This window comes from Streptomyces sp. NPDC089915 (assembly GCF_040684675.1).
Lineage (GTDB): Bacteria > Actinomycetota > Actinomycetes > Streptomycetales > Streptomycetaceae > Streptomyces.
On record NZ_JBFBGN010000036.1, the window covers coordinates 34,666 to 55,735 of the forward strand.

The window sequence follows — 21,070 nt, forward strand, 5'->3', positions numbered from 1 at the left end:
GACGCGGGGAGCCCGGGGACAGGGGGGGACGCGATGCAGCCGCTCGAAGCCGGTGAGCCGCGGACGATCGGCGCGTACCGGCTGCTCGGCCGGCTCGGCGCGGGCGGCATGGGACGGGTCTACCTGGGGCGCAGCGCGGGCGGCCGGACCGTCGCCGTGAAGGTCGTGCACCCCCACTTCGCCTCCGACACGGAGTTCCGCACCCGCTTCCGCCGCGAGGTGGAGGCCGCGCGGCGGGTGGGCGGGGAGTGGACCGCACCCGTGCTGGACGCCGACCCGGAGGCGCCCGTGCCGTGGGTGGCGACCGGGTACGTGGCGGGCCCCTCGCTGGACCGGGCGGTCGCCGCGCACGGGCCGCTGCCCGAGGCCTCGGTGCGGGCCGTGGGCGGGGGGCTGGCCCGGGCCCTGGTGGCGGTGCACGGGCTGGGCCTCGTCCACCGGGACGTGAAGCCGTCGAACGTGATGCTGACCCTCGACGGGCCCCGGCTGATCGACTTCGGGATCGCCCGGGCCACGGACGGCACCGCCTCGCTGACCTCCACCGGGGTGTCCATCGGCTCCCCGGGCTACATGTCGCCGGAGCAGATCCTCGGCAAGGGGGTCACGGGCGCCTCGGACGTGTTCTCGCTGGGCGCGGTCCTGGCGTTCGCGGCGACCGGACGGCCGCCGTTCAGCGGGGACAACTCCGCGACCCTGCTCTACAAGGTGGTGCACGAGCCGCCGGAGCTCGACGCGGTCCCGGCCGGGCCGCTGCGCGAGCTGATCGCCTCCTGCCTGGCGAAGGCGGCCGCCGAACGGCCTTCGCCCGAGGCCCTGGCGGCGGCGCTGGGCGGTGCCCTGGGCGCTCCGGGGTGGCTGCCGGCGCCGCTGGTGGAGGAGGCGAGCCGGGCGGCGGTGGCGCTGCTCGACCTGGACGCCGAGGCCTCCGAGGGCGGGGGCGGGGCGGCGTTCCCCGGCGCGGGCGCGGGAAGCGGCTCGGGGCCCTGGTCCGGCGACGGGTCCGGGGCCGGGGCCTGGCCGGGGTCCGGTGACGGCTCCGGGTTCGGCCCGGGGACGGTGTCCGCGTCCGGGCCGGTGCCCTTCACCGAGGGCTCCTACGGAGGGCCCGTCGGGGTCGGCTTCGGGACGCCGGACCCCTCGTACGGGACCCCGCCCGGGTACGCCGGGAACGCGGGCCCCTACGGCTCCGGCGGGCCGGGCACGGCCGGCTCCGGCGGCGCCGCGTACGGCACGGGGCCCGGCGGGTCCACCGGCGGCGGCCCGTACGGCACGGGTCCCGGCGGCCCGTACGGCACGGGCCCGGGCGGGTCCGCCGGCGGCGGGGTGTACGGGGCGCCCACCGAGACGGCCGGGCGCGGCGCGGTCCCGCAGCCGCGGACCGGGCCGGCGGGCGGGCGGGGCGGGGTCACCCTCAGCGCGGCCGGCCGCCGCTTCAGCTGCACCCTGGTGCTCGGCGCGGCCGCCGCCCTGGTGGCGCTGTCGGGCGGGCTGTACGGGATGGGGCTGCTGCCCGGCCAGGGCGACGCCCGGGACGCGACGGCGGCCAGGCCCCCGACCGCCTCGACCCCGGAGCCGGCCGGCTCCGCCCCCGCCTCCTCAGGCTCCTCCGCGGCCCCGAAGGGGTCCCGCAAGGAGGTGCCCGAGGGGTTCATCGGCACCTGGAAGGGCAGCGTCACCACCAGCATCAAGGCCACCACCGAGTTCGAGATCACCATCAAGGCCGGCGGGATCGGCCAGGTCGTCGCCCGGGACAAGTCGGTCCTGCCGGTCCTCGGCACCGACTGCAGCGGGGACTGGCGGCTCACCTCCGCCACCGACGACTCCCTGGTCCTCGACAGCTCGGCCGGCACCAATCCGGCCCCGGGCATCTGCTCCGGCGGCTCCGCCGACGAACGGTTCACCCTCAACCCCGGCGGCACGCTCCACTACCGCTCGGGCGACCGGGGGGCCGGCAACCCGGAGGGCGACCTCGTCCGCAGCCCCTGAGCGGGGTCCCGCCCCCTGGCTGAGGCCGTCAAGGGCCCTGGCGTAGGCTGGATCGGTCCGGACCCTTGACACACCGCCGAAAGGTGACCCACCGGTGACCGACCTGGCCGCACTCCAGTCCGTCCTCGACCGCGCCGCCGAGGGGGGCCGGATCACCAAGGAAGAGGCCCTCGACCTCTACCGGCACGCCCCTCTGCACGCCCTCGGCCAGGCCGCCGACGCGGTGCGCCGACGCCGCTACGCGGGTACCGAGCACATCGCGACGTACATCATCGAGCGCAACATCAACTACACCAACGTGTGCGTCACGGCCTGCAAGTTCTGCGCCTTCTACGCGGCTCCGAAGGACACGAAGAAGGGCTGGTCCCGCGGCCTCGACGACATCCTGCGCCGCTGCGCGGAGACCGTCGAGCTCGGCGGCACGCAGGTGATGTTCCAGGGCGGGCACCACCCGGACTACGGCGTGGAGTACTACGAGGAGCACTTCTCCGCCATCAAGAAGGCCTTCCCGCAGCTGGTCATCCACTCCCTCGGCGCGTCCGAGGTCGAGCACATGGCCCGCATCTCGGGGGTCTCCGCCGAAGAGGCCATCCAGCGGATCCACGCGGCCGGCCTCGACTCCTTCGCGGGCGCCGGCGCCGAACTCCTGCCGGAGCGCCCGCGCAAGGCGATCGCCCCGCTGAAGGAGTCCGGCGAGCGCTGGCTGGAGATCATGGAGATCGCCCACAAGCTGGGCGTGGAGTCCACCTCCACCATGCTGATGGGCACCGGCGAGACCAACGCCGAGCGCATCGAGCACATCGCGATGATCCGGGACACGCAGGACCGCACCGGCGGCTTCCGCGCGTTCATCCCGTACACGTACCAGCCCGAGAACAACCACCTCAAGGGCCGGACCCAGGCGACGGTCTTCGAGTACCTGCGCATGATCGCGATCGCGCGGCTCTTCCTCGACAACGTCGCGCACATCCAGGGCTCCTGGCTGACCGTCGGCAAGGAGGCGGGCCAGCTCTCCCTGCACTACGGCGCCGACGACCTCGGTTCGATCATGCTGGAGGAGAACGTCGTCTCCTCCGCCGGTGCCAAGCACCGCTCGAACCGCCAGGAGATCATCGACCTGATCCGCAAGGCGGGCCGCGTCCCGGCGCAGCGCGCGACCACGTACGAGCACCTCGTCGTGCACGAGGACCCGGCGAACGACCCCGTCGACGACCGCGTCGTCTCGCACATCTCCTCGACCGCCATCGAGGGGGGCACCGCGCACCCCGAGCTGAAGCTCATCTCCGCGAACTGACGCGGACCGACCGCCGATGCTGACGCTGCACACCGCCGAGCTCCTCGTCACCGGGCCGGACGCCGCACCGCTGGAGGCCGGCGCCGTCCTGGTGGAGGGCGACCGGATCGTCCGGACGGGCCCGTACGCGGACCTCGCCGCGGCCGCGCCGCACGCCCGCGTGCGGCGCTGGCCCGGGGTGCTCACCCCGGGGCTGCTGGCGCGCGGGGCGGACGTGCTGCTGGAGGGGACGTACTACCCCGACGACCCGTACGAGGTCACCGAGCTGGGCGCCGACCCGATCACCGGCGCCGAGGCCCTCGAAGCCCTGAAGCTGACCGAGTCCCGCCGGGGCAACAGCGCCCGGCGCGGCACGCAGAAGCTGCTGGCGCGCGGGGTCGTCGCGGTCGCGGGGCGGTTCACCGTCCCGGCGGTGCGCACGGCGGTGGTCCGCTCGGGCCTGTCCGTGGTCCCGCCCGCCCCCTACGAGGGCGCGCCCTCGCTGGACCCGCTCACCGGCCGGGCGAACGCCGCGGAGGCCTTCCACGGGGCGCTGGAGGCGGGGGGCGCGGCCCGGTTCGCGGTGTTCGCGGTGGCGGACGCGGCCGAACTCCTGGAACGCGGGGCGACCACCTGCGTGGCGACGGTCATCGGCGGCCGCCTGCTGCACCGGCGGCGGTAGGACCGTCCCGCTAGGGCACCTGCGGGCCGGCCAGGTAGGTCCCGTCGGCGGTGTGCGGCCAGGCGTTGGACGTGCAGCCCTGGAGGCCCTTGATCTGCTGCATCATCGCCGGGGCGGGGGCGCCCGGCCGGGGGCAGGTCTCGTGGCCGCGGCCCAGTTCGTGGCCCACCTCGTGGTTGATGATCAGCGCCCGGTACTCGGCGGCCGAGCCCCGGAACTTCGGCGAACCCTCCTGCCAGCGCTTGAGGTTCACCACGATCGTGTGGTGGGCCTGGCAGTTGGTCTCCCCGATGAGCTCGGGGGTCACCACGTCGCACAGCCGGTCGGTGGTGGAGGGGGTGGCGATCTTCACGGTGAAGTCCACCGGTTCGCCGCGGCCGGCCAGCCGGAACCCGTACGCGGGGTCGCGTATCCACCCGCGGCGGTCCCCGAGTATCTCCTCGACGTTCCGGGCGGCCGAGTCCGGGTCGACGCCGCTGGCGTTCTCCGTCTCCACCCGCCAGCGCAGCGCCCGCCCCTGGCCCTGGGCCCGGCCGGCGGAGGAGGAGGCGGTGAACGCACCCGGCGCCGCGGTCGGGCTCGGGCTCGTGGCCGGGCCAGTGGCCGGGTTCGTGGCCGGGCTCGGGCTCGGGGGCGGTGACGCGTGTTCGGCCGGGGCGGCCGCCCGCCCGGCCGCCGGTGACGGGCCGCTCCGGGCGGCGGTGGCGGAGCCCCGCTCCAGCCCGAGCCAGTAGGCGGTGACGGAGAGCGCGGCCAACGCCGTCGAGCCCAGGACCGTGCGGCGCAGTCGCCTGCGCCGTTCGGCCCGTCGTGCTTTGACTGATCGGCGTGTAGCCATGGGTGGTCCCTTTGTTCGGATTGCCCGCCCAGTCTGCCCGTTTCCGGTCCTGATCTGCCGGAATTTCCGTCGGAGCGAGCCGGACCGGGCCGGGGCGGCCGACAAGGCGGCGGCCTGAGAGGATGGGCCCGTACGCGCCGACCGGCAGACACACCGAGCACCGAGGGGCCACCGCCAGTGACAAGGGCTTCCCTGGACAAGCAGCCGCACGAAGTCGCCTCCATGTTCGACGGCGTCGCGGAGAAGTACGACCTCACCAATGACGTCCTCTCCCTCGGGCAGGCGCGCCTGTGGCGCAAGGAGGCCGCCCGGGCGGTCGCCGCCCGCCCCGGGCAGAAGGTGCTCGACCTGGCCGCCGGCACCGCGACCTCGTCCCTCCCGTACGCCGCGACCGGCGCGTACGTCGTCCCCTGCGACTTCTCCCTCGGCATGCTGCGCGAGGGCAAGAAGCGCAACCCGTGGCTGCCGCTGACGGCGGGCGACGCGACCCGGCTGCCCTTCGCCGACGACGTCTTCGACACCGTGACGATCTCCTTCGGGCTGCGCAACGTCCAGGACACGGACGCCGCGCTGCGCGAGCTGTACCGGGTGACCAAGCCCGGCGGGCAGGTCGTCATCAGCGAGTTCTCCCAGCCGACCTGGGCGCCGTTCCGCACGGTCTACACCGAGTACCTGATGCGCGCCCTGCCGCCGGTGGCCCGCGCCGTCTCCTCGAACCCCGACGCGTACGTGTACCTCGCCGAGTCCATCCGCGAGTGGCCGGACCAGCCGGCGCTGGCCGAGCTGCTGCAGAAGGCCGGCTGGGGCAAGGTCGCGTGGCGCAACCTGAGCGGCGGCATCGTCGCGCTGCACCGCGGCGTCAAGGTCCAGTAGCGTCCGTTGGCACCTGTGGCACCCGTGGACTACCAGGACCTCCTCGAACGGATCGCGGCGGACGTCGCCCCGCTGATCGGCACCGGCACCCCCGCCGAGTACATCCCGGCGCTGGCGGGGGTCGACCCCCGCCGGTTCGGGATGGCGATCGCCGACCTCGACGGCAACGTCTTCGGCACCGGCGACTGGCGGGTCCCCTTCTCCACCCAGTCGATCACCAAGGTCTTCGCGCTGGCCCTCGCCCTCGCGGAGGGCGGCGACAGCCTGTGGGAGCGGGTGGGCCGGGAGCCGTCCGGCAACCCGTTCAACTCCCTGGTGCAGCTGGAGTACGAGAACGGCATCCCGCGGAATCCTTTCATCAACGCGGGCGCGCTCGTCGTCACCGACCGGCTCCAGACCCTGACGGGTGACGCGAGCAGCGAACTCCTGGACTTCCTGCGGCAGGAGAGCGGCAACCCGGACATCGGGTTCGACGCGGAGGTGGCCGCGTCCGAGCAGGAGCACGGCGACCGGAACGCGGCCGTGGCGCACTTCATGGCCTCGTACGGCAACATCGACAACCCCGTGCCGATGCTGCTGGACCACTACTTCTGGCAGTGCTCCATCGAGATGAGCTGCGCCGACCTGGCGCTGGCCGGACGCTTCCTGGCCCGGCACGGGCTGCGGGCGGACGGCTCGCGGCTGCTGACCCGCAGCGAGGCGAAGCAGATCAACGCGGTGATGATGACCTGCGGGACGTACGACGCCGCGGGGGAGTTCGCGTACCGGGTCGGGCTGCCGGGCAAGAGCGGGGTCGGCGGCGGCATCATCGCGGTGGTCCCGGGCCTGTGCACCCTCGCGGTCTGGAGCCCGGGCCTCGACGCCCGGGGCAACTCGGTCGCCGGCGCCGCCGCCCTGGACCGCTTCACGACCCTGACGGGCCTGAGCGTGTTCTGACCCCGGGGGAGGCCCCCGGGGCCTCCGGCGTCAGAGGGTGAGCTCGTAGCAGCGCGCGGTCCGGCCGGACGGGTTCGTGAACTCCTCGCCCGGCGTCATGCCGAGCCGCTCCGCGACCGCCGTCGAACGGACGTTGCCGGTGTCGATCACCGCGCACACCCGCTCCACCCCCACCTCCCGCAACCGCTCCACCGTCGCCAGCGCGGCGGCGTACGCGTAGCCCTTCCCCCAGGCGGCCCGCCCCAGCCGCCACCCGATCTCGATCCGCCCCACCGGCCCCCACGCGTGCTTCGCCGGCCACGGCTGGGCCCCGGTGAAGCCGACCACCTCGCCCCGCTCGTCCAGCAGCGTCCACAGGCAGTGCCCCAGCCGGGCGTCGTGCATCCGCTGGCGGGCCGTGAACTCCTCGTACGCGGACAGCTCGGCGGGCCCGCCGAGGAACTCCATCACGTCCGCGTCGTCGAACAGGCGGTGCCAGGCGTGCGCGTCCTCGTCGGTCGGTACGCGGAGCTGGATCACCGGCAGCGGTGGCCGGGTCGTCGGCGAGGTCGTCATCGGGGCAGCCCTTCGGATCGCGATCTCTCTCGCTGCATAGACTGCGTCATGTCCTGTGCCGTTGGGCACCCCTTATCGAGCCTTCGGGAGACCCCGCAGTGACCGAGCCCACCGTGCCCCTCTCCGAACACTCCGCGGACGTGATCGTCGTCGGGGCCGGGCCCGCCGGCTCGACCACCGCCTACTACCTGGCCAAGGCCGGACTCGACGTCCTGCTCCTGGAGAAGACGGCGTTCCCGCGCGAGAAGGTCTGCGGTGACGGCCTGACCCCGCGCGCCACCAAGCAGCTGGTGGCGATGGGCATCGACATCTCCGAAGAGGCCGGCTGGCTGCGCAACAAGGGCCTGCGCATCATCGGCGGCGGCCAGCGGCTCCAGCTGGACTGGCCGGAACTCGCGTCCTTCCCGGACTACGGACTCGTCCGCAAGCGCGACGACTTCGACGAGACCCTGGCCCGCCAGGCGCAGAAGGCCGGCGCCCGTCTGTACGAGCGCTGCAACGTCGGCGAGCCGATCCGCGACCCGCGCACCGGCCACATCACCGGTGTGCAGGCGAAGCTCGGCGAGGACAAGACCCCGGTCACCTTCCACGCCCCGCTCGTCGTCGCGGCCGACGGCAACTCCTCGCGCCTGTCCCTCGCCATGGGCCTGCACCGGCGCGAGGACCGCCCGATGGGCGTGGCGGTGCGGACGTACTTCACCTCGCCCCGGCACGACGACGACTACCTGGAGTCCTGGCTGGAGCTGTGGGACCGGCGCGGCCCGCAGGACCGGCTGCTGCCCGGCTACGGCTGGATCTTCGGCATGGGCGACGGCACGTCCAACGTCGGCCTGGGCATCCTCAACTCCTCCTCCGCGTTCAAGGAGCTGGACTGGCGCGAGGTCCTGAAGGCCTGGTGCGCGTCCATGCCCGAGGACTGGGGCTACACCCCCGAGAACATGACGCAGCCGATCCGCGGCGCGGCCCTGCCGATGGCCTTCAACCGGCAGCCGCACTACACGAAGGGCCTGCTGCTGGTCGGTGACGCGGGCGGGCTCGTCAACCCGTTCAACGGCGAGGGCATCGCCTACGCGATGGAGTCCGGCCAGATCGCGGCGGAGGTCATCGTCCAGGCCCACGCCCGCGCCACCCCGGCCCAGCGGGAGCTGGCGCTGCACAACTACCCGAAGGTGCTGAAGGAGACCTACGGCGGCTACTACACGCTGGGCCGCGCCTTCGTGAAGCTGATCGGCAACCCGGCGGTCATGAAGATCGCCGCCCAGCGCGGCCTGACGCACCCGGTGCTGATGCGCTTCACGCTGAAGATGCTGGCGAACCTGACGGACCCGACGGGCGGCGACGCGATGGACCGCATCATCAACGGCCTCTCGAAGGTGGCCCCGAAGGCCTGAACCGGACCGGAACGCCCCTGTACCGCCCCTGAGCCGCCCCCGGGTCCCCGGTGGGCGGTTCAGTCGTCCGTGGGCTCCCGCGCGGGCTCCGGGGCCCCGTGGACGGTGCGGACGCAGCGGGTCAGGAGGCCCAGGCCCGCGAGCAGGAGCGCGCCGGAGACGGTCCAGCCGAGGCCCAGGGTCAGCGGGGTGCCGGGCTTCTGCCAGGGGCGGGCGGTGGTCAGCAGCCATCCGCCGAACGCCAGCAGGCCCAGGCCGAGGGCGGCGGGGAGGGCGGTGCCGTCGTCGCCTTGTTCCTCGCACGGGGTTCCGCTCATGGGATCACCACCTCAGGGAATCGCTGCGGGGCCGGGGTACGCGCCCATCTTCGCAGGGCCGCCCCGGATTCCGCACCGGCCGTCCACGGGGCGGGAGTCCGGGCATGCCGAAGGTCCGGTACTCCGCCCCCGAGCGGGGGAGTACCGGACCTCGCGGAACCGGATGCGTCAGAGGATGCGGACGGCGCCCGTCGGCATGTCGTAGCTCAGCGAGCGCTCGACGATGCCGGTGCTGGGGTTCTGCGCGCCGACGAACTTGCCGCCGCCGACGTAGATGGCGACGTGGTAGGCGCTGCCGCGGGGGCCCCAGTAGAGGATGTCGCCCGGCTGGAGGTTGCTCAGCGAGACCGCGGTACCGGAGGCGGACTGGTCCTGCGAGACGCGGTCCAGGGAGATGTTCGCCTGGCGGTAGGCGGCCTGGACCAGGCTGGAGCAGTCCCACGCGTTGGGGCCGGTGGCGCCCAGCACGTACGCCTTGCCGATCTGGGCGTAGGCGAAGTTGATGATGGCCGCGGCGGAGCCGGTGGCGGAGGAGCGGCCGCTGCTGGAGCCGCCCTTGACGGTGGCACCGCTGCCGTCGTCGGAGGCGGAGGCGCTGGTCAGGGAGGAACGGCCGGAGCTGCGGTTGGCGCGCTCGGCGTCGGCCTTGCGGTCGGCCTCCTGCTTCGCCTTCTGCTCCGCGACCTTCGTGGCGTCTTCCTTCGCCTGCTTCGCCTCGGCGGCGGCACCCGTACGGGCGCTCTCCTCCTGGGCGTTCAGCTCGCCGGTGACGGCGGCCTCGACGGCGGCGACGCGGGTGTTCTCGGCGGCCGTGTTGACCGCGTTGGACACCTCGGTGCCGAGGTCCAGGCTGAGGACCGGCATCTCCAGCGTCGTCTCGGCCACGGGCTCGGTAGACGGGGACGCGCTCGCGGTGCCGGCCATGGCCAGGGTGCTGAGGACGCCACCGGCAACTCCGGCGCGGACCGCGAGCTTCGAGGCGCTACGGCGGGGCTTCCGGTGGCTGGGTATGTGAGCGGTGTGGGACATGGGAATACCGCTATCAGGGGTGCAGGGTCACCTTCAAGAAACGTGGTGTGCGCCACAGTTGCGGGGAAAGCCGTGCAACCGGGCGCGCCGCGCCTCTTATTGACGCCGTAACGGACGTATCGGACACCCCTTCACAAGGCTGTGATCATGGGCTTTCAGCAATAAGTCCGAATTGATCCACGCCTACCATCCCCCCGTACAGATGGCCAAGCCTCCTTTTTGCGGCCCATGATCCATGTGTCGCAGGTCACAGTTACCTGCCGCCGTGAGGGCGCTGTGGCCGGTCTGTGATCCGACCGTGAACTCGCCGTGCGGTTCGTGAACGGATGCACATCCCTCCGTCGCGGAGCGTGGCGTCCACTTCGGTACCACCGGACCCCCCGGGCGGGGGAGGCGGATTCCCTTATCACCCGGACCACCCCGTAGCCAATTTGCCTGTAGCGCCCACAGTTTGATAGTGCAAGCCCGCCTTCACCTGCGGTGACGGGGTCGGATGTCACCTTTGGTGATCATGTGGATGCCTTGCGTACGAAGATCGGCACTCATCAGCCTTCATGATCGTTCGTCAGGTGGTGGAGATCACAAACTCGGTGTTGTTACCCGTGTCGCAGATCACAGACCGGCAGGCATAAGATGCGCACCAGTCTGGCTTGTGAACTGCCTCACATGCGACCAACGGTCAAGGACGACTGGAAGGAGCGAGGAGCGTGAATGCCTACGCACCCATCCTCGTGCTCGGCGCCATCGGCGCAGGGTTTGCGATCTTCTCCGTGGTCATGGCCACGCTGATCGGCCCAAAACGGTACAACCGGGCGAAGCTTGAAGCGTACGAGTGCGGCATCGAGCCCACCCCCATGCCCGCGGGCGGCGGTCGCTTCCCCATCAAGTACTACCTCACGGCGATGCTCTTCATCGTCTTCGACATCGAGATCGTCTTCCTCTACCCCTGGGCCGTCACCTTCGACTCCCTGGGGATCTTCGGGCTCGTCGAGATGCTGCTCTTCGTGCTCACCGTCTTCGTCGCCTACGCATACGTCTGGCGCCGCGGCGGCCTGGAATGGGACTGAGGGGCTGAATTTTCCATGGGACTGGAAGAGAAGCTGCCGAGCGGCTTCCTGCTGACCACCGTCGAACAGGCCGCGGGCTGGGTGCGCAAGGCATCCGTCTTCCCGGCCACCTTCGGCCTCGCCTGCTGCGCCATCGAGATGATGACCACCGGCGCCGGCCGCTACGACCTCGCCCGCTTCGGCATGGAGGTCTTCCGCGGCTCCCCGCGGCAGGCCGACCTGATGATCGTCGCGGGCCGGGTCAGCCAGAAGATGGCGCCGGTGCTGCGGCAGGTGTACGACCAGATGCCCGCCCCCAAGTGGGTCATCTCCATGGGGGTCTGCGCCTCCTCGGGCGGCATGTTCAACAACTACGCGATCGTCCAGGGCGTCGACCACATCGTCCCGGTGGACATCTACCTCCCCGGCTGCCCGCCCCGTCCCGAGATGCTCATGGACGCGATCCTCAAGCTCCACCAGAAGATCCAGGGCTCCAAGCTCGGCGTGAACCGGGAAGAGGCGGCGCGCGAGGCGGAGGAGGCTGCCCTCAAGGCCCTCCCCATCATCGAGATGAAGGGGCTGCTGCGGTGAGCGACGAACCGGCCGTGGAGAACGGCAACGGCAACCACGTCCCCGCCCCCCGGACGGCCGCCGCCGGACCCGAGGTGATCGGCGTCCGCAAGGGCATGTTCGGCGCCCGGAACGGCGGCGACACCAGCGGCTACGGCGGCCTGGTCCGCACCGTGGCCCTGCCCGGCGCGAGCTCCCGCCCCTACGGCTCCTACTTCGACGAGGTCGCCGACGAGCTCGAAGGCGCCCTGGAGGAGCAGGACCTGCTCCCGGAGAACGCGATCGAGAAGGTCGTCGTCGACCGCGGCGAGATGACCCTCCACATCGCCCGCGAGCACCTCCCGCGGGTCGCCTCCACCCTCCGCGACGACCCGGCACTGCGCTTCGAACTGTGCACCGGGGTCTCGGGGGTGCACTTCCCCGACGACAAGGGCCGCGAGCTGCACGCCGTCTACCACCTGCGCTCCCTCACCCACGGCCGGATCATCCGGCTGGAGGTGTCGGTGCCCGACGGCGACCCGCACCTGCCCTCGCTCGTCACCGTCTACCCGACGAACGACTGGCACGAGCGCGAGGCCTACGACTTCTTCGGCCTGGTCTTCGACGGCCACCCGGCGCTCACGCGGATCATGATGCCGGACGACTGGCAGGGCTTCCCGCAGCGCAAGGACTACCCGCTCGGCGGCATCCCCATCGAGTACAAGGGCGCCCAGATCCCGGCTCCCGACCAGCGGAGGTCGTACAGCTGATGTCGAACACCCCCAACACCGCTGACCACGCGTCCTCCCGCGAGACCACCGAAGGCACCGTCTACACCGTCACCGGCGGCGACTGGGACGAGATCGTCCGGTCGGCCGCCAAGGCCGACGACGAGCGCATCGTCGTCAACATGGGACCGCAGCACCCCTCCACCCACGGGGTGCTGCGCCTGATCCTGGAGATCGACGGAGAGACGGTCACCGAGGCCCGCTGCGGCATCGGCTACCTGCACACCGGCATCGAGAAGAACCTCGAATTCCGCAACTGGACGCAGGGCACCACCTTCGTCACGCGCATGGACTACCTGACGCCGTTCTTCAACGAGACGGCCTACTGCCTCGGCGTCGAGAAGCTCCTCGGCATCACCGACCAGATCCCGGACCGGGCCACCGTCATCCGCGTCCTGCTGATGGAGCTCAACCGGCTCTCCTCCCACCTGGTGTGCATCGCCACCGGCGGCATGGAACTCGGCGCGACCACGATCATGATCTACGGCTTCCGGGACCGCGAGCTGATCCTCGACGTCTTCGAGCTGATCACCGGCCTGCGCATGAACCACGCCTTCATCCGCCCCGGCGGCCTCGCCCAGGACCTCCCCCCGGGCGCGGTCGACCAGCTGCGCGAGTTCGTCAAGACGATGAAGAAGAACCTGCCGGAGTACGACAAGCTCGCCACCGGCAACCCCATCTTCAAGGCCCGCATGCAGGACGTCGGCTACCTCGACCTCGCCGGCTGCATGGCCCTCGGCGCCACCGGACCGATCCTGCGCTCGGCCGGCCTGCCGCACGACCTGCGCAAGACCGACCCGTACTGCGGCTACGAAGGCTACGAGTTCGACGTCCCCACCACCGAGAGCTGCGACTCCTACGGGCGGTTCCTGATCCGCCTGGAGGAGATGCGCCAGTCGCTGCGGATCGTCGAGCAGTGCCTGGACCGGCTGGAGCCGGGACCGGTCATGGTCGCCGACAAGAAGATCGCCTGGCCGGCGCAGCTCGCCCTGGGCCCCGACGGCCTCGGCAACTCCCTCGACCACATCAAGAACATCATGGGCACCTCCATGGAGGCCCTCATCCACCACTTCAAGCTGGTGACCGAGGGCTTCAGGGTCCCCGCCGGCCAGGCGTACGCGGCCGTCGAGTCCCCCAAGGGCGAACTCGGCGTCCACGTGGTCTCCGACGGAGGCACCCGCCCCTACCGGGTCCACTTCCGCGACCCGTCCTTCACCAACCTGCAGGCCATGGCGGCGATGTGCGAGGGCGGCCAGGTCGCCGACGTCATCGTCGCCGTCGCCTCCATCGACCCCGTGATGGGAGGCGTCGACCGATGACGGCCGATGCAGTGAATACGGGCGTCAGCCTCGGGATGCCGCAGCTCCCCGCCCCCGACTTCCCCGCCGAGGTGCGCGCCCGGCTGGAAGCGGACGCACAGGAGGTCATCGCCCGCTACCCCGACAGCCGCTCCGCGCTGCTGCCGCTGCTGCACCTGACGCAGTCCGAGGAGGGCTACGTCTCGCGCACCGGCATCCGCTTCTGCGCCGAGGTCCTCGGCCTGACCACCGCCGAGGTCACCGCGGTCGCCACCTTCTACACGATGTACCGGCGCGGGCCGAGCGGCGACTACCAGGTGGGCGTCTGCACCAACACCCTGTGCGCGGTGATGGGCGGCGACGCCATCTTCGACGAGCTCAAGCAGCACCTCGGGGTCGGCAACAACGAGACCACCCCCGACGGCAAGGTGACGCTGGAGCACATCGAGTGCAACGCGGCCTGCGACTACGCCCCCGTGGTGATGGTCAACTGGGAGTTCTTCGACAACCAGACCCCCGAGTCCGCCAAGGCCCTCGTGGACGACCTGCGCGCCGGCCGCCCGGTCGAGCCGACCCGGGGCGCGCCGCTGTGCACGTACAAGGACACCGCCCGGATCCTGGCGGGCTTCCCCGACGAGCGCGAGGGCGCGGTGGAGGCGAGCGGCGGCGCGGGCCCCGCCTCCCTGATCGGCCTGCGCATCGCCCGGGGCGAGTCCCCGCACGCCCCGGTCGTCCGCCCGCGCGCCGAGACCGGTACCGAGGGAGGGGAGTGATGTCGGTGTCCACCGAACTCAGCAAGAACGGCACGAGCCCGGAGAAGCTGCTCGCGCCCGTCCTGTCGGCCTTCTGGGACGAGCCGGAGTCCTGGACCCTGGAGACCTACCGGCGCCACGAGGGCTACGAGGGCCTGCGCAAGGCCCTCGCGATGACCCCGGACGAGGTGATCGCCTACGTCAAGGACTCGGGACTGCGCGGACGCGGCGGAGCCGGCTTCCCCACCGGGATGAAGTGGCAGTTCATCCCGCAGGGCGACGGCAAGCCGCACTACCTCGTCGTGAACGCCGACGAGTCGGAGCCGGGAACCTGCAAGGACATCCCCCTCCTCTTCGCCAACCCGCACTCCCTCGTCGAGGGAATGATCATCGCCTGCTACGCGATCCGCTCGGAGCACGCCTTCATCTACCTGCGCGGTGAGACCGTCCCCGTGCTGCGGCGGCTGCACGAGGCCGTGCGCGAGGCGTACGCGGCCGGATACCTCGGCAAGGACATCGACGGCAGCGGACGCAACCTCGACATCACCGTGCACGCGGGAGCGGGCGCGTACATCTGCGGCGAGGAGACGGCGCTGCTCGACTCCCTCGAAGGCCGGCGCGGCCAGCCCCGGCTGCGTCCCCCCTTCCCCGCGGTCGAGGGCCTCTACGCGTGCCCCACCGTCGTGAACAACGTCGAGTCCATCGCCTCGGTTCCCGCGATCCTCAACAAGGGCAAGGACTGGTTCAAGGCGATGGGGACGGAGAAGTCTCCCGGCTTCACCCTCTACTCCCTCTCCGGGCACGTCGCCGGACCCGGCCAGTACGAGGCCCCCCTCGGCATCACCCTGCGCCAGCTCCTCGACATGAGCGGAGGCATGCGCCCCGGGCACCGGCTCAAGTTCTGGACCCCCGGCGGCTCCTCCACGCCCATGTTCACCGACGAGCACCTCGACGTCCCGCTCGACTACGAGGGCGTCGGCGCGGCCGGCTCCATGCTCGGCACCAAGGCCCTGCAGTGCTTCGACGAGACCACCTGCGTGGTGCGCGCCGTCACCCGCTGGACCGAGTTCTACGCCCACGAGTCCTGCGGCAAGTGCACCCCCTGCCGCGAGGGCACCTACTGGCTGGTCCAGCTGCTGCGCGACATCGAGGCCGGCAAGGGCGTCATGTCCGACCTCGACAAGCTGAACGACATCGCCGACAACATCAACGGCAAGTCCTTCTGCGCGCTCGGCGACGGCGCGGCCAGCCCGATCTTCTCCTCGCTCAAGTACTTCCGCGAGGAGTACGAGCGGCACATCACCGGAAAGGGCTGTCCCTTCGACCCGCGGAAGTCGACCCTCTGGGCCGACGGTCCGGCCAAGAACTCCGAGGTGAACGCATGACCGTCGCCACCAGTGCCCCCGCAGGCGGCGGGGAGGCCTCCAAGCCGCCGCAGGACGACCTGGTCACGCTGACCATCGACGGCGCCGAACTGTCCGTGCCCAAGGGGACCCTCGTCATCCGGGCCGCCGAACAGCTCGGCATCGAGATCCCCCGGTTCTGCGACCACCCCCTCCTCTCCCCGGCCGGCGCCTGCCGCCAGTGCATCGTCGAGGTCGAGGGCCAGCGCAAGCCGATGGCCTCCTGCACCATCACCTGCACCGACGGCATGGTCGTCAAGACGCAGCTCACCTCCGAGGCCGCAGACAAGGCCCAGCGCGGGGTGATGGAGCTGCTGCTCATCAACCACCCGCTGGACTGCCCCGTCTGCGACAAGGGCGGCGAGTGCCCCCTGCAGAACCAGGCGATGTCGCACGGCAACGCCGAGTCCCGCTTCGAGGGGCACAAGCGGACGTACGAGAAGCCCGTCGCCATCTCCACCCAGGTGCTCCTGGACCGGGAGCGGTGCGTGCTGTGCGCGCGCTGCACCCGCTTCTCCAACGAGATCGCCGGCGACCCGATGATCGAACTGCTCGAGCGCGGCGCGCTCCAGCAGGTCGGCACCGGCGAGGGCGACCCGTTCGAGTCGTACTTCTCCGGCAACACCATCCAGATCTGCCCCGTCGGCGCCCTCACCTCGGCCGCCTACCGGTTCCGCTCCCGCCCCTTCGACCTCGTCTCCTCCCCGAGCGTGTGCGAGCACTGCGCGGGCGGCTGCGCGACCCGGACGGACCACCGGCGCGGCAAGGTGATGCGCCGCCTCGCCGCCGAGGACCCCGAGGTCAACGAGGAGTGGATCTGCGACAAGGGCCGCTTCGGGTTCCGCTACGCGCAGCGCCCCGACCGGCTGACCACCCCGCTGGTGCGCGGGTCCGACGGGGTCCTCGCCCCGGCGAGCTGGCCCGAGGCCCTGGAGGCCGCGGCCGCCGGGCTGAACGCCGCGCGCGGCCGGGCCGGCGTCCTGACCGGCGGCCGGCTGACCGTCGAGGACGCCTACGCGTACGCCAAGTTCGCCCGGGTGGTGCTCGACACCAACGACATCGACTTCCGGGCCCGCGTGCACAGCGCGGAGGAGACCGAGTTCCTGGCCGCCTCCGTCGCCGGCACCGGCAAGGACCTCGACGGCACGGGCGTCACCTACGCCTCCCTGGAGGCCGCCCCGGCGGTGCTCCTCGTCGGCATCGAGGCCGAGGAGGAGGCCCCCGGGGTCTTCCTGCGGCTGCGCAAGGCCCACCGCAAGCGGGGCCAGAAGACCTACGCGCTCGCGCCGTTCGCCACCCGGGGCCTGGCCAAGGCGGGCGGCACCCTGCTGGCCGCCGCCCCCGGCACCGAGCCCGAGTGGCTGGACGCCCTCGCCTCCCGCACCGGCCTGGAGGCCGGCGGCGACGAGGCGGCCGAGGCCCTGCGCAGGCCCGGGGCGGTCCTCGTCGTCGGTGAGCGGCTCGCCGGGGTGCCCGGTGCGCTGACCGCCGCCGTACGGGCGGCCACCGCGACCGGCGCCCGGCTGGTGTGGATCCCGCGCCGCGCCGGGGAGCGGGCCGCCGTCGAGGCGGGCGCGCTGCCGTCCCTGCTGCCCGGCGGCCGCCCGGCCACCGACCCGCGGGCCCGCGACGAGGTCGCCACCGCCTGGGGGCTGGAGGCGCTGCCGCACCGCTACGGGCGGGACACCGGCCAGATCGTCGAGGCCGCCGCGGCCCGTGAGCTGGGCGCGCTGCTCGTCGCCGGCGTCGAGGTCGGCGACCTGCCCGACCCGCAGCGGGCCCGCACCGCGCTGAAGGAGGCCTTCGTGGTCTCCCTGGAGCTGCGGCCCGGCGAGGTCACCGACCACGCGGACGTGGTCCTGCCGGTCGCGGCCGTCGCCGAGAAGGCGGGCACGTTCATCAACTGGGAGGGCCGCGTCCGGCCGTTCGAGGCCGCGCTCAAGCCCGACCAGATGACCCGCCGGCTCGCCCCGGCCGACGCCCGCGTGCTGCACATGCTGGCCGACGCCGCCGACCGGCCGATCGCCCTGCCCGACGTGCACGCCGTACGGCGGGAGCTGGAGCGGCTCGGCCCCTGGGAGGGTGACCTCGCCCCCGAGCGGTCCACCGACCCGGTGGCGCTGCCCCGGCCCGGCGCGGGCGAGGCCGTACTCGCCGGCCACCGCCTGCTGCTGGACCTGGGCCGGCTCCAGGAGGGCGACGAGGCCCTGGCCGGGACCCGGCACGAGGCCGCGGCCCGGCTCTCGGCCCCCACGGCCGCCGAGACCGGCGTCAAGGACGGCGACCTCCTCGCCGTCACCGGCCCGGCCGGCTCGGTGGAACTCCCGCTGCGGATCACCGAGATGCCCGACCGGGTCGTGTGGCTCCCCCTGAACTCCACCGGCTCCGGCGTCCTCGCCGACACCGGCGCACTGCCCGGCGCCCTCGTCCGCATCGGACCGGCGCCGGCCCCGGACGCCCCCGCCAAGGAGGTGCGAGCGTGAGCAGCCTCGCCCACATCGCGGCGCAGCAGCCGCACGTCCTCGCCGCCGAGGACCTGTCCCTGTTCGGCAGGGATGTCTGGTGGCTCGTCCTCATCAAGGCGGTGTTCTGCTTCGCCTTCCTGATGGTGACCGTGCTGTTCTCCATCGTGTGGGAGCGCAAGGTCGTCGCCTGGATGCAGCTGCGCATCGGTCCCAACCGGCACGGGCCCTGGGGCATGCTCCAGTCGCTCGCCGACGGCGTGAAGCTGATGCTGAAGGAAGACGTCATCGTCAAGCGGGCCGACAAGGTGGTGTACGTCCTGGCGCCGATCATCGCGGCGATCCCGGCGTTCATGGCCATCGCGGTGATCCCGTTCGGCCCGTCCGGCAACGAGGTCTCGATCTTCGGGCAGCGCACCACGATGCAGCTGACCGACCTGCCGATCGCGATGCTGTACGTCCTGGCCGTGGCCTCGGTCGGCATCTACGGCATCGTCCTCGCCGGCTGGTCCTCCGGTTCGACCTATCCGCTGCTCGGCGGGCTGCGCTCCTGCGCGCAGATGATCTCGTACGAGATCGCGATGGGCGCGGCCTTCGCCTCGGTCTTCCTCTACTCCGGGTCGATGTCGACCTCGGCGATCGTGGAGGCGCAGGCGGACCGCTGGTACATCGTGCTGCTGCCGGTGTCGTTCATCATCTACGTGATCACGATGGTGGGCGAGACGAACCGCGCCCCCTTCGACATGCCGGAGTCCGAGGGCGACCTCGTCGGCGGCTTCAACACCGAGTACTCCTCCATCAAGTTCGCGCTGTTCATGCTGGCCGAGTACGTCAACATGGTCACCGTCTCGGCGGTCTCGGTCACCCTCTTCCTGGGCGGCTGGCGGGCCCCGGCGCCGATCTCCACGTACTGGGCGGGCGCGAACCACGGCTGGTGGCCGATGCTCTGGTTCGTCATCAAGGTGCAGCTGCTGCTGTTCTTCTTCATCTGGCTGCGCGGCACCCTGCCCCGCGTGCGCTACGACCAGCTGATGAAGCTCGGCTGGAAGGTGCTGATCCCGGTCTCGGTGGTCTGGCTGATGCTGGTCGCCACCGTCCGGGCGCTGCGCAACGAGCGCTACGACTTCTCGGAGATCGTGCTCTACGTCGGCGGGGCCGTCGTGGCGATCCTGCTGCTGACCTCCATCGCCGACCACTTCCGCGACAAGCGCGAGAAGACGGCCTCCGAGCAGGCGGGGAAGGCCGCGGCCGGCGAGCCCTTCGACCCGATGGCGGGCGGGTTCCCCGTACCGCCCAAGCCCGGCCAGCACCTGGCACCCGTACCGCGCAGGCGGCCCCGCGCCGAGCGCGAGCTGATCGTCAGCGGCGGGACGAACGCCGACAGTGACCGAGAGGAGGGTTGAGACGTGTCCGACGAAAACTCCGAAAAGTGGCAGAACCCGGTGGCCGGCTTCGGCGTGACCTTCAAGGCCATGTTCAAGAAGCGCCTCACCGAGCAGTACCCGGAGCAGGAGAAGACCACCGCTCCGCGCTTCCACGGAAGGCACCAGCTCAACCGGCACCCCGACGGTCTGGAGAAGTGCATCGGGTGCGAGCTGTGCGCCTGGGCCTGTCCCGCCGACGCGATCTACGTGGAGGGCGCGGACAACACCGAGGAGGAGCGCTACTCCCCGGGTGAGCGCTACGGGCGGGTCTACCAGATCAACTACGCCCGCTGCATCCTGTGCGGGCTCTGCATCGAGGCCTGCCCGACCCGGGCGCTGACGATGACGAACGAGTTCGAACTGGCCGACGCCAGCCGCGAGTCGCTGATCTACACCAAGGAGCAGCTCCTCGCCGGGCTGACCGAGGGCATGGTCGACAGCCCGCACTCGATCTTCCCGGGCATGGACGAGCAGGACTACTACCGGGGCCTGGTGACGGGCGCCGCGCCCGGCACCGAGCGGCAGACGGCGGTCTCCAAGGGCGAGGTCCCGGCCGGGAACGGCGCCGGGAACGGGGCGTCCGCCGAGGGGGTCGGCGCATGAACGCCTTCGCGGCCGCCGCCACCACGACCTCCACCGGTGAGGCCGTCCAGTTCTGGGTGCTCGGCACCGTCGCCGTCATCGGCGCGCTCTGCACCATCCTGATGAAGAAGGCCGTGCACAGTGCGCTGTGCCTGGCCGGGACGATGATCGTCCTGGCGGTCTTCTACCTCGCCAACGGGGCGTACTTCCTGGGCGTGGTCCAGGTCGTCGTCTACACCGGCGCCATCATGATGCTGTTCCTCTTCGTGGTCATGCTCGTCGGCGTCACGGCGGCGGACTCGCTGAAGGAGACCATCAAGGGCCAGCGCTGGCTGGCCGCCCTGTGCGGGCTCGGCTTCGGCATCCTGCTGATCGCCGGCCTCGCCAACGCGAAGCTGACCCACTTCAACGGCCTCGGCCGGGTCAACTCCGCGGGGCACGTCGAGGGCTTGGCCCAGCTGATCTTCACCCGCTACATCTTCGCCTTCGAGATCACCGGCGCCCTGCTGATCACGGCGGCCGTCGGCGCGATGGTGCTCACCCACCGCGAGCGCACCGAGCGGGCCGCCACCCAGCGCGAGCTCGCCGAGAAGCGCGTCCGCGAGGGCGTCCAGCTCCCGCCGCTCCCGGCCCCCGGCGTCTACGCCCGGCACAACGCGGTGGACGTCGCCGGCCTGCTCCCCGACGGCACCCCGTCCGAGCTGACCGTCAGCAAGACGCTGCGCGCCCGCGGCCAGATCCGCGACGTGTCCACCGAGGCCCTGGACGACCTCAAGGCGCTGGAGCAGCGCTCCGCGGAGCGCCTCGGCCGCGACTCCCGAGAGGAGGCCTCGAAGTGAATCCGGTCAACTACCTGTACCTGGCCGCCCTGCTGTTCACCATCGGC

At 71.9% G+C, this 21,070-nt stretch carries 20 protein-coding genes; 16 read left to right on the plus strand and 4 right to left on the minus strand.

From position 1 onward, the window contains the following. Window positions 1-33: 33 nt before the first annotated feature. The 3 genes from AB0O29_RS14120 to AB0O29_RS14130 all read left to right on the plus strand — a co-directional run bounded on the left by AB0O29_RS14120 (window position 34) and on the right by AB0O29_RS14130 (window position 3,941). A complete protein-coding gene (locus AB0O29_RS14120; protein WP_365151139.1) occupies window positions 34-1,986 on the plus strand; it encodes a serine/threonine-protein kinase in 1,953 nt (650 codons plus the stop codon). Window positions 1,987-2,080: 94 nt separating this feature from the next. After that, window positions 2,081-3,280, plus strand: coding sequence for a cyclic dehypoxanthinyl futalosine synthase (gene mqnC, locus AB0O29_RS14125; RefSeq protein WP_365151142.1), 1,200 nt, complete (start codon window positions 2,081-2,083; stop codon window positions 3,278-3,280). A gap of 16 nt (window positions 3,281-3,296) precedes the next feature. Then, the gene (locus tag AB0O29_RS14130) at window positions 3,297-3,941 is read left to right on the plus strand and encodes a hypothetical protein (RefSeq protein ID WP_365151145.1); all 645 of its coding nucleotides are present in this window, start codon (window positions 3,297-3,299) and stop codon (window positions 3,939-3,941) included. A gap of 10 nt (window positions 3,942-3,951) precedes the next feature. Here AB0O29_RS14130 and AB0O29_RS14135 read toward each other — a convergent pair whose 3' ends face one another. Continuing rightward, the gene (locus tag AB0O29_RS14135; RefSeq protein WP_365151148.1) at window positions 3,952-4,779 is read right to left on the minus strand and encodes a DUF3152 domain-containing protein; all 828 of its coding nucleotides are present in this window, start codon (window positions 4,777-4,779) and stop codon (window positions 3,952-3,954) included. Window positions 4,780-4,956: 177 nt separating this feature from the next. On the opposite strand from AB0O29_RS14135, the gene AB0O29_RS14140 reads away from it, so the two are divergent. Further along, on the plus strand, window positions 4,957-5,652 hold the full coding sequence (locus AB0O29_RS14140; RefSeq protein WP_365151151.1) for a demethylmenaquinone methyltransferase: 696 nt from the start codon (window positions 4,957-4,959) through the stop codon (window positions 5,650-5,652). 24 nt (window positions 5,653-5,676) lie between these two features. Next, the gene (locus AB0O29_RS14145) at window positions 5,677-6,588 is read left to right on the plus strand and encodes a glutaminase (protein WP_365151202.1); all 912 of its coding nucleotides are present in this window, start codon (window positions 5,677-5,679) and stop codon (window positions 6,586-6,588) included. Window positions 6,589-6,618: 30 nt separating this feature from the next. Here the strand turns inward: AB0O29_RS14145 and AB0O29_RS14150 are convergent, their stop codons facing one another. Then, window positions 6,619-7,143: a GNAT family N-acetyltransferase gene (locus tag AB0O29_RS14150; protein WP_365151154.1), complete on the minus strand. Its 525-nt coding sequence runs from the start codon at window positions 7,141-7,143 to the stop codon at window positions 6,619-6,621. Between the two features lie 98 nt (window positions 7,144-7,241). Here AB0O29_RS14150 and AB0O29_RS14155 point away from each other — a divergent pair, with 98 nt between their 5' ends. Continuing rightward, entirely contained in the window at window positions 7,242-8,534 is a 1,293-nt protein-coding gene (locus AB0O29_RS14155; RefSeq protein ID WP_365151157.1) for a geranylgeranyl reductase family protein, read from the plus strand. Between the two features lie 59 nt (window positions 8,535-8,593). Here the strand turns inward: AB0O29_RS14155 and AB0O29_RS14160 are convergent, their stop codons facing one another. Then, complete coding sequence (locus AB0O29_RS14160; RefSeq protein ID WP_365151160.1) at window positions 8,594-8,851, minus strand: hypothetical protein; 258 nt, start codon at window positions 8,849-8,851, stop codon at window positions 8,594-8,596. Between the two features lie 168 nt (window positions 8,852-9,019). Next, a complete protein-coding gene (locus AB0O29_RS14165) occupies window positions 9,020-9,880 on the minus strand; it encodes an NlpC/P60 family protein (RefSeq protein ID WP_365151163.1) in 861 nt (286 codons plus the stop codon). 707 nt (window positions 9,881-10,587) lie between these two features. On the opposite strand from AB0O29_RS14165, the gene AB0O29_RS14170 reads away from it, so the two are divergent. Genes AB0O29_RS14170 through AB0O29_RS14215 form a run of 10 tightly spaced genes read left to right on the plus strand, consistent with a single transcriptional unit; the run spans window position 10,588 to window position 21,023 of the window. Beyond that, window positions 10,588-10,947, plus strand: coding sequence for an NADH-quinone oxidoreductase subunit A (locus AB0O29_RS14170; protein WP_045946775.1), 360 nt, complete (start codon window positions 10,588-10,590; stop codon window positions 10,945-10,947). A 15-nt stretch (window positions 10,948-10,962) separates the two neighbouring features. After that, window positions 10,963-11,517, plus strand: a complete 555-nt coding sequence (locus AB0O29_RS14175; protein ID WP_365151166.1) for an NADH-quinone oxidoreductase subunit B family protein — start codon at window positions 10,963-10,965, stop codon at window positions 11,515-11,517. Then, window positions 11,514-12,245 (plus strand): NADH-quinone oxidoreductase subunit C, encoded by a 732-nt coding sequence (locus AB0O29_RS14180; protein WP_365151169.1) that lies wholly within the window; start codon window positions 11,514-11,516, stop codon window positions 12,243-12,245. The genes AB0O29_RS14175 and AB0O29_RS14180 overlap by 4 nt, the downstream gene beginning before the upstream one ends. Beyond that, the gene (locus AB0O29_RS14185; RefSeq protein ID WP_365151172.1) at window positions 12,245-13,582 is read left to right on the plus strand and encodes an NADH-quinone oxidoreductase subunit D; all 1,338 of its coding nucleotides are present in this window, start codon (window positions 12,245-12,247) and stop codon (window positions 13,580-13,582) included. Before AB0O29_RS14180 ends, AB0O29_RS14185 begins: the two co-directional genes overlap by 1 nt. Further along, the gene (nuoE, locus tag AB0O29_RS14190) at window positions 13,579-14,334 is read left to right on the plus strand and encodes an NADH-quinone oxidoreductase subunit NuoE (protein WP_365151175.1); all 756 of its coding nucleotides are present in this window, start codon (window positions 13,579-13,581) and stop codon (window positions 14,332-14,334) included. The genes AB0O29_RS14185 and nuoE overlap by 4 nt, the downstream gene beginning before the upstream one ends. Further along, a complete protein-coding gene (gene nuoF, locus AB0O29_RS14195) occupies window positions 14,334-15,698 on the plus strand; it encodes an NADH-quinone oxidoreductase subunit NuoF (protein WP_365151178.1) in 1,365 nt (454 codons plus the stop codon). Before nuoE ends, nuoF begins: the two co-directional genes overlap by 1 nt. Beyond that, a complete protein-coding gene (locus AB0O29_RS14200; RefSeq protein ID WP_365151181.1) occupies window positions 15,695-18,199 on the plus strand; it encodes an NADH-quinone oxidoreductase subunit G in 2,505 nt (834 codons plus the stop codon). Before nuoF ends, AB0O29_RS14200 begins: the two co-directional genes overlap by 4 nt. Beyond that, window positions 18,196-19,581 carry an NADH-quinone oxidoreductase subunit NuoH gene (nuoH, locus tag AB0O29_RS14205; protein ID WP_365151184.1) on the plus strand — a complete coding sequence of 462 codons (1,386 nt, stop codon included), beginning with the start codon at window positions 18,196-18,198 and terminating at the stop codon, window positions 19,579-19,581. The genes AB0O29_RS14200 and nuoH overlap by 4 nt, the downstream gene beginning before the upstream one ends. A 3-nt stretch (window positions 19,582-19,584) precedes the next feature. After that, entirely contained in the window at window positions 19,585-20,205 is a 621-nt protein-coding gene (nuoI, locus tag AB0O29_RS14210) for an NADH-quinone oxidoreductase subunit NuoI (RefSeq protein WP_365151187.1), read from the plus strand. Further along, complete coding sequence (locus AB0O29_RS14215) at window positions 20,202-21,023, plus strand: NADH-quinone oxidoreductase subunit J (RefSeq protein WP_365151190.1); 822 nt, start codon at window positions 20,202-20,204, stop codon at window positions 21,021-21,023. The genes nuoI and AB0O29_RS14215 overlap by 4 nt, the downstream gene beginning before the upstream one ends. Window positions 21,024-21,070: the final 47 nt, after the last annotated feature.

Coding starts and splice junctions, on each gene's coding strand:
- AB0O29_RS14135 (WP_365151148.1), bottom strand. CDS start 4,779: ATGGCTACACGCCGATCAGTCAAAGCACGACGGGCCGAACGGCGCAGG.
- AB0O29_RS14160 (WP_365151160.1), bottom strand. CDS start 8,851: ATGAGCGGAACCCCGTGCGAGGAACAAGGCGACGACGGCACCGCCCTC.
- AB0O29_RS14150 (WP_365151154.1), bottom strand. CDS start 7,143: ATGACGACCTCGCCGACGACCCGGCCACCGCTGCCGGTGATCCAGCTC.
- AB0O29_RS14130 (WP_365151145.1), top strand. CDS start 3,297: ATGCTGACGCTGCACACCGCCGAGCTCCTCGTCACCGGGCCGGACGCC.
- AB0O29_RS14200 (WP_365151181.1), top strand. CDS start 15,695: ATGACCGTCGCCACCAGTGCCCCCGCAGGCGGCGGGGAGGCCTCCAAG.
- AB0O29_RS14120 (WP_365151139.1), top strand. CDS start 34: ATGCAGCCGCTCGAAGCCGGTGAGCCGCGGACGATCGGCGCGTACCGG.
- nuoF (WP_365151178.1), top strand. CDS start 14,334: ATGTCGGTGTCCACCGAACTCAGCAAGAACGGCACGAGCCCGGAGAAG.
- nuoE (WP_365151175.1), top strand. CDS start 13,579: ATGACGGCCGATGCAGTGAATACGGGCGTCAGCCTCGGGATGCCGCAG.
- AB0O29_RS14185 (WP_365151172.1), top strand. CDS start 12,245: ATGTCGAACACCCCCAACACCGCTGACCACGCGTCCTCCCGCGAGACC.
- AB0O29_RS14215 (WP_365151190.1), top strand. CDS start 20,202: ATGAACGCCTTCGCGGCCGCCGCCACCACGACCTCCACCGGTGAGGCC.
- AB0O29_RS14175 (WP_365151166.1), top strand. CDS start 10,963: ATGGGACTGGAAGAGAAGCTGCCGAGCGGCTTCCTGCTGACCACCGTC.
- AB0O29_RS14165 (WP_365151163.1), bottom strand. CDS start 9,880: ATGTCCCACACCGCTCACATACCCAGCCACCGGAAGCCCCGCCGTAGC.